This is a genomic window from uncultured Photobacterium sp. (assembly GCF_947039875.1).
Taxonomy (GTDB): Bacteria; Pseudomonadota; Gammaproteobacteria; order Enterobacterales; family Vibrionaceae; genus Photobacterium.
On the sequence record NZ_CAMRAN010000085.1, the window covers coordinates 1 to 6,489 of the forward strand.

5 protein-coding genes and 1 tRNA gene are annotated in these 6,489 nt (G+C 42.0%); 4 read left to right on the top strand and 2 right to left on the bottom strand.

What is annotated here, in order from left to right:
* Positions 1–32 precede the first annotated feature (32 nt).
* From fdxH to selB, 4 genes are all read left to right on the top strand, one after another.
* Entirely contained in the window at positions 33–908 is an 876-nt protein-coding gene (gene fdxH, locus Q0V26_RS17630; protein ID WP_297486265.1) for a formate dehydrogenase subunit beta, read from the top strand.
* The gene (locus tag Q0V26_RS17635) at positions 905–1,540 is read left to right on the top strand and encodes a formate dehydrogenase subunit gamma (RefSeq protein ID WP_297486267.1); all 636 of its coding nucleotides are present in this window, start codon (positions 905–907) and stop codon (positions 1,538–1,540) included. The genes fdxH and Q0V26_RS17635 overlap by 4 nt, the downstream gene beginning before the upstream one ends.
* Positions 1,541–1,641: 101 nt before the next feature.
* Positions 1,642–2,532, top strand: coding sequence for a formate dehydrogenase accessory protein FdhE (locus Q0V26_RS17640; RefSeq protein WP_297486269.1), 891 nt, complete (start codon positions 1,642–1,644; stop codon positions 2,530–2,532).
* Between the two features lie 18 nt (positions 2,533–2,550).
* On the top strand, positions 2,551–4,473 hold the full coding sequence (gene selB, locus Q0V26_RS17645; protein ID WP_297486272.1) for a selenocysteine-specific translation elongation factor: 1,923 nt from the start codon (positions 2,551–2,553) through the stop codon (positions 4,471–4,473).
* A gap of 17 nt (positions 4,474–4,490) precedes the next feature.
* On the opposite strand, the gene Q0V26_RS17650 is transcribed toward selB, so the two are convergent.
* Both Q0V26_RS17650 and Q0V26_RS17655 read right to left on the bottom strand, forming a co-directional pair.
* A tRNA-Sec gene (locus tag Q0V26_RS17650) sits at positions 4,491–4,585 on the bottom strand.
* Between the two features lie 107 nt (positions 4,586–4,692).
* The gene (locus Q0V26_RS17655; RefSeq protein ID WP_297486275.1) at positions 4,693–5,673 is read right to left on the bottom strand and encodes a sugar-binding transcriptional regulator; all 981 of its coding nucleotides are present in this window, start codon (positions 5,671–5,673) and stop codon (positions 4,693–4,695) included.
* Positions 5,674–6,489: the final 816 nt, after the last annotated feature.

Genomic DNA, 6,489 nt, shown 5'->3' on the forward strand with positions numbered 1-6,489 from the left:
TTTTGGTTAACGTAGAGAAGGTGAAGTAAGCCATGGGTATGGAATCACAGAATATCGTTCATAGTTCTGCTACATCGTCGCTTACTCCATCACCTGATGCGCGTGAACGTCAAATTCAAGTAACTAAATTAATTGATGTTACTTGCTGTACGGGCTGTAAAGGCTGTATGGATGCGTGTAGCGAGTGGAATAATTTACGCGGTAAAGTAGGCACCTTTGAAGGTTCTTACCAAAATCCGCCCAATACCACTGCTGAAACGTGGACCACTATTCACTTCAAAGAAATTGAAGAAGATAACAAGTTTAAGTGGTTATTTAGTAAACACAGTTGCATGCACTGTTCTGATCCTGGCTGCTTAAAAGCCTGTCCAGAACCCGGGGCTATCGTGCAATATGAAAACGGTGTTGTCGATTTCAACTCGGAAAAATGTGTTGGTTGCGGTTACTGTATCGCTGGCTGCCCATTTGATATTCCGCGAATGAACCCCGTTGATAACCGCGTTTACAAATGTACGTTATGCCTTGATCGCCTTCAGGCAGGTCAAGTGCCATCGTGTGCAAAAACCTGCCCAACAGGTGCATTACGTTTTGGTCCTCGTGAAGAAATTCTTGAGTATGCCAATCAACGTGTTGCTGCACTGCAAGCTAAAGGCCATAAAAAAGCAGGTATCTACAACCCACAGGGTGTTGGCGGTACGCATGTGATTTATGTTCTACACGATATCACAGATCCTGAGCGTTATGATCTGCCAAAAGATCCTAAAATCAGCGAAACAGTGAAGTTATGGAAAGATGATCTTAAGCCACTTGCCGCTGCTGGTTTAGTCGGTACTTTGGCTCTTGCTGCTATTCACCGTGTAACAGTGGGTCGTAGTCGTGTGGCTGAAGATGAAGGAGATGAGAAATGAGTTTGAATAAAACAATTTTACGTCATAAACCTTTAGATCGTGTTGTGCACTGGACAGTCGCATTAACAGGTATCTGGACTTTATTGTCTGGCTTATCTTTTATGTTTGCGCCACTGCACTTCCTTAGCTATGTCTATGGTTCGCCACAGCTTGCGCGTATTTTGCATCCGTTTGGTGCGATTGTGATGACTGTAGGCTTATGCTTCTTAGTCTGTCGTTATTGGAGTCATAACCACTTTGAAAAAGGTGATCTCCAATGGATGTTAAAAGTTAAAGATGTTTTAACTGAGAACGAAAAAAACGTACCAGAAGCGGGTCAATACAACGCAGGGCAGAAAATGCTCCTACGTCAATTTATTGCCTGTGCCGTATTGTTGCTAGTAACGGGTCTCATTGCATGGCGTGCTTACTTTTCAGCTTACTTCAGCATTGATGTTGTACGTATTGCCTTAATTGTTCACTCACTCGCTGCCCTTGTATTTGCTTTAAGCTTAATTGTCCATGTTTACATGGCGTATTGGGTAAAAGGCTCAATCGATGGCATGTTAGAAGGTAAAGTTTCTCCCGCTTGGGCAAAGAAACATCACCCACGTTGGTTCCGTTCGCTAACTAGCAACAAAAACCAACACTAACAACAAGCTCTAGAACGGATAATCCTTGATGTCTATCCGCTCTTTATTTCTATACCAACCTCAGTTTACTGGGGTTGGTATTCTTATAATTGGATACTTGCATGAGCGTTAAAATTTTAGATAAAAACACCATTATTAAACAGAAAAGTGATGGCTTTAATCCGTTAATCATTGGTAACCCTGCAACCATTTTTCATGCCCGCGCCGCACGTTTACGTCAGTTGGCACAAGATTCTTTTATGGCAGATTATCTATTACTAGCGGGTCAAATAGTGCAGCAACAAGTGCATTTGGTTGACACGTTTAATAGCGCCGTACAACAACAATTACAAACAGAAACGCTAACATGGCCGATTGAAATAGACAGCACTTGGCAAGCAATTTTAGACCCCATGCTAACCCAGTTAACCTCTGCATTACGTTCGATTGCAAGTGATGATATCGTTAAAGTTATCGATAGCATTAGCCAAATCGATCAACAAACATTACAGCATTACTTTCATGCCCTGCAACAAAACCAACCGGAACGTGTTCCTGCTGATATTGCGATTATTCTTTGGGGTTGTATCAATACGCTAATGAGCTTAATTGTCACTAATACCCAATTAGAGTGGCAACCAGAAGCCAATGCCAAACAATCACATTGCCCTCTTTGCGGTGGTGCACCTGCGGCAAGTTTAATTCAAGGCAGTGGTCATCGTTACTTACATTGCAGTCAATGTGAAGCAGAGTGGCATCGACTACGTGCAGAATGCACTCAATGTGGTGACGGCGAGAATATTCAACTGCAAAGTGAATCACTAGAAGACAGTGTTCGTGCTGAAACTTGTAGTCATTGCCAAAGTTACTTAAAGATGTTGGTGCTTGAAAAGGACCCTCAGTTAGATCCCATTGCTGATGATCTAGCCACACTGGTACTTGATCAAAAATTAAGCCAAATGGAATTATATCGCAGCGGCTTCAACCCTTTTTTATTGCCTCTTGCTCAATAACTATCGTCGAGTAACGTTATGATTATTGCTACAACTGGCCATGTCGATCATGGTAAAACTAAACTGTTACATGCCCTGACTGGGATCAATGCCGATCGACTGCCAGAAGAGCAACAACGGGGACTCACGATTGATTTAGGCTACGCATTTATGCCGTATCACTCAACAAAATCTAACCACCAACAACGGTTAGGTTTTATTGATGTGCCAGGCCATGAAAAATTTCTCTCCAATATGCTAGCTGGCGTAGGCACCGCCCATCACGCAATGCTGATTGTTGCGGGTGATGAAGGCATGATGCCGCAAAGCTACGAGCATCTCACTATTTTACGCTTACTCGCGATGGATAGTTTAACGGTGGTGATCACTAAATCTGATCTCACCAGCCTTGAGCAACAACAGCAACTCGAAGCAACATTACACCAATTATTGCTTCAATATGGCTTTACTCAATCAACTATTTTTCATTGTTCGGCGCATACAAATGATGGTATTGATGAACTCAAACAACACCTGATTGATCTTGCGGATAATGAACAGCAATATGACAACACCCTCAATTTTAAGCTTGCTATCGATCGCGCCTTTCACGTTAAAGGTTCAGGATTAGTTGTTACTGGCACCGCATTAAATGGTCATATCAATGTTGGTGATAGCTTGTGTTTAGTAAGCCATAATCAGCTTAAAAAAGGCCATAGCCAACCGCAAATTGTACGAATCAAATCTATTCATGCACAGGGACAGGCAACGGAATCTGCGACGGCAAACCAACGGGTTGCACTTAATATTAGTGGTGACATTGATAAAGCAAACTTAAACCGTGGCGACTGGTTATTACAGGTAGCACCCAAGCAAATAATTAAACGGATCACGGTAAAATTAACCGCTAACCATCTAATTAAGCATTGGCAAAATAGTCAAGTTTTCCATGCTGCCACCCATACCACAGGCCATATTGCATTATTAGAAGATAAGCAATTAGCACCAGGTGATAGCGCGGTTGCTGAAATAACCTTTGATACGCCATTGTGTTTAACCGAGCAAGATCGCTTATTACTCCGTGATCCCGCCCAAAAAATAAACCTCGGCAGTGCGGTAGTTATCGATCTATTACCGCCAAATAGAGGCAAACGTGCTCCGCAACGACTTGAATACCTCAATCAACGAGCAGCCTTGCATTCACTCCCTGACATCATTGCATTTAAGCTTCAACATGCACCACAGTCACAGCAACAATTGTTTGAACAACATCAGTGCCAAATCAGTGTTCTTAACCAACTCGTGACCGCTGATAGCAGCATAAAACAATACGGTGATTACCTTTGCTTTGATAGCTATCAACAAGCGCTACAGCAACACATTATCGCCACACTAGAGCAATATCACCAACAGGCGCAAGACACCCTTGGTATCGGTAAAGATCGCTTATATCGCATGACAGCCTTACATCAGCCCCAAGTGATCTTTAATGCCATTATCAACCAATTGCTCAACCAACAGCTGTTAGCAAATACCCGTGGCTGGCTCCATTTAGCTGCGCATCAATTACAATTAACACAGTCTGAACTACAATGCTGGCATCAAATAGAACAATTGATGGCAACCCATCCTCAGCCTTGGTGGATACGCGATCTTGCCTCCGAAATGGGTGAAAATGAAGACAGTTTACGCAATCTCAGCTATAAATTAGCGCAATTAAGTTATGTTGCTGCAATAGTGAAAGATCGCTATGTCAGTCATCAATACCTAGTAAAAATGGCAGCCGCAGTACGCCAACATACCGCTCAACATCAGAAGTTAGAAACGGCTGAATTTAGAGACATTAGTCAATTAGGGCGTAAGGTTGCAATTCAATTATTAGAGTATTTTGATAAGATTGGATTTACTAAGCGTAAATTTAATTATCGCGAATTAAAAGATCAGGATTTATTGCAAGAATAGGAATACAGCGAAGAAAGTGGCGGAAGAACATAGGAGTCGAACCTACCCAGGACTGCTGGCAGCCCTACCCGGATTTGAAATCCGGACGCATCACCGGATACGACGTTCTTCCTTCATTTTGTGATTGTATTTTATTGCTTAAAGGTATAATTCGCAACCGCTATCTACATTCAATGATGATAGCGGTTTCTTTTATAGATCATATGATTAAACAAACATCTATTTCATCTGCTGATCAAGATTAAGAATCGTCAATGCATTACTAACACTGGTTGCAAGTACATCAACTACTCCCGAACGCAACGCCCCCAATAAAGCTAATGCTTTACTGTTTTCAGCAGCCGTCACCACCACAGTTGGAATATGACGCAATTCATCCATCGTTAAACCAATCACGCGATCGCTCATCATGGTATCAGCTTGCTGACCTTGGCTATCAAAAAAATCATAGCCTGCAATATCGCCCACAACCCCTTTTCGAATGCGTGCTTCGACTATTTCTTGAGGTGTGAACCAACCTAATTTAACCATGTGACTATTTTCATTCATATCACCCACGCCAACTAACGCCACATCAGCGCGACGGGCACGATCTAAGGTTTCTTTGACCGTACCATTTTTCATGAAGGCTTCTTTAACAATAATGTCTTCCACATAAGCGGGAGCATAAAGAGTTTCGCTGATACCATCATATTTTTTTGCCAGCTGACGGCAAATATGATCGGCATTAATCGCATTACCAGAACGATGCGTACCACCAATTCCACACACAAAACGACAATTACGATGTGGCACCACCCCAACATGACTCGCAATTGAAGCAATGTTACGGCCTTGCCCAACCGCCACCACCATATCATCAGATAATGTTGCTGCCAGATAGCCAGAAACCAAGCTCGCAACCTGTTGGCGTTGAGTTTCATCATCTGGTTGATCAAGTGCAATCAACGCTCGCTTTAACTTAAATCGTTCAATCAACTGCTGTTCAAGCTTTTCACTAAAGACCGGGTGATATTTAACCGTAATTTCAACCACACCTTCTTCTCGTGCGCGACGGAGTAAACGGCCAATTTTAGCGCGAGACATGCCAAAACGTTGTGATATCTCTTCTTGCGTAGCGCCTTCTTGATAATAGACAATAGCAATTTCAGTCAGCTGATCACTCTCCGCATGATTATTATCGTTATTCAAACTGCTCATCACTTTGTCCTTAATATATCGGCGCTAAATCAAAAACTTATTCTAACACTGCTGAATAAAAACCGAGAGGCTATTACGCATATTCTACACTACCTGATCATGTACAGCTTTAAGCCATATAATCACCAAAAACATAACCACCACCTTACTCATCATAAACCCAACCAGAAACAAGTGGTATCTAACTGATAATAAAGCCATGTTTAGGTTGTACAGCTTTTGTAGCACCTAAACCTAAAAGCTATTGTTAAGCTCGTTGTATTGATTTATAACAGCTAATCTCACTAATCAAAGGGAATTTATAGCTTAATCCTCCACCATAACTCCCTACAGAGAGATTATGAACAAGATAGGAAATCTATTATCAGTACGTTGTAGAGTTATTGTTTTTACTGTTGTTTTAGCCGATTTTTTATTGGTGTCTTTAATGCTCAAACACGTGAAGAGTAGATCACGGATAGCTCGTACCTCCCTTCCGAGATGATGGATAATAACCTACACGATTGTTATTATTTTCTACAGACGAAAAAAAACCTGAATCTTTCGATTCAGGCTTCTTTAATAATGTGAAGTGGACGGGACTTGCTATACCGAATATCAGCGCGACCCCCGGCGTGACTGGCCGCTAAGCTTCCCAATAAAAAGCCTAACCAACTGAAACTACCATTCCGCAGTGTCTATTTAACATCATATTACTTTTAGGCAGACGAATAAAAATCTGAATCTTTCGATTCAGGCTTCTTTAATAATGTGAAGTGGATGGGACTTGCCATTCCGAATATCAGCGCGCCCCCGGCGTAACTGGTCGCTAAGCTT

What these genes read in the sequence shown, in the direction of transcription:
- fdxH (WP_297486265.1), top strand. Translation starts at nt 33, where the DNA reads ATGGGTATGGAATCACAGAATATCGTTCATAGTTCTGCTACATCGTCG.
- Q0V26_RS17655 (WP_297486275.1), bottom strand. Translation starts at nt 5,673, where the DNA reads ATGAGCAGTTTGAATAACGATAATAATCATGCGGAGAGTGATCAGCTG.
- selB (WP_297486272.1), top strand. Translation starts at nt 2,551, where the DNA reads ATGATTATTGCTACAACTGGCCATGTCGATCATGGTAAAACTAAACTG.
- Q0V26_RS17635 (WP_297486267.1), top strand. Translation starts at nt 905, where the DNA reads ATGAGTTTGAATAAAACAATTTTACGTCATAAACCTTTAGATCGTGTT.
- Q0V26_RS17640 (WP_297486269.1), top strand. Translation starts at nt 1,642, where the DNA reads ATGAGCGTTAAAATTTTAGATAAAAACACCATTATTAAACAGAAAAGT.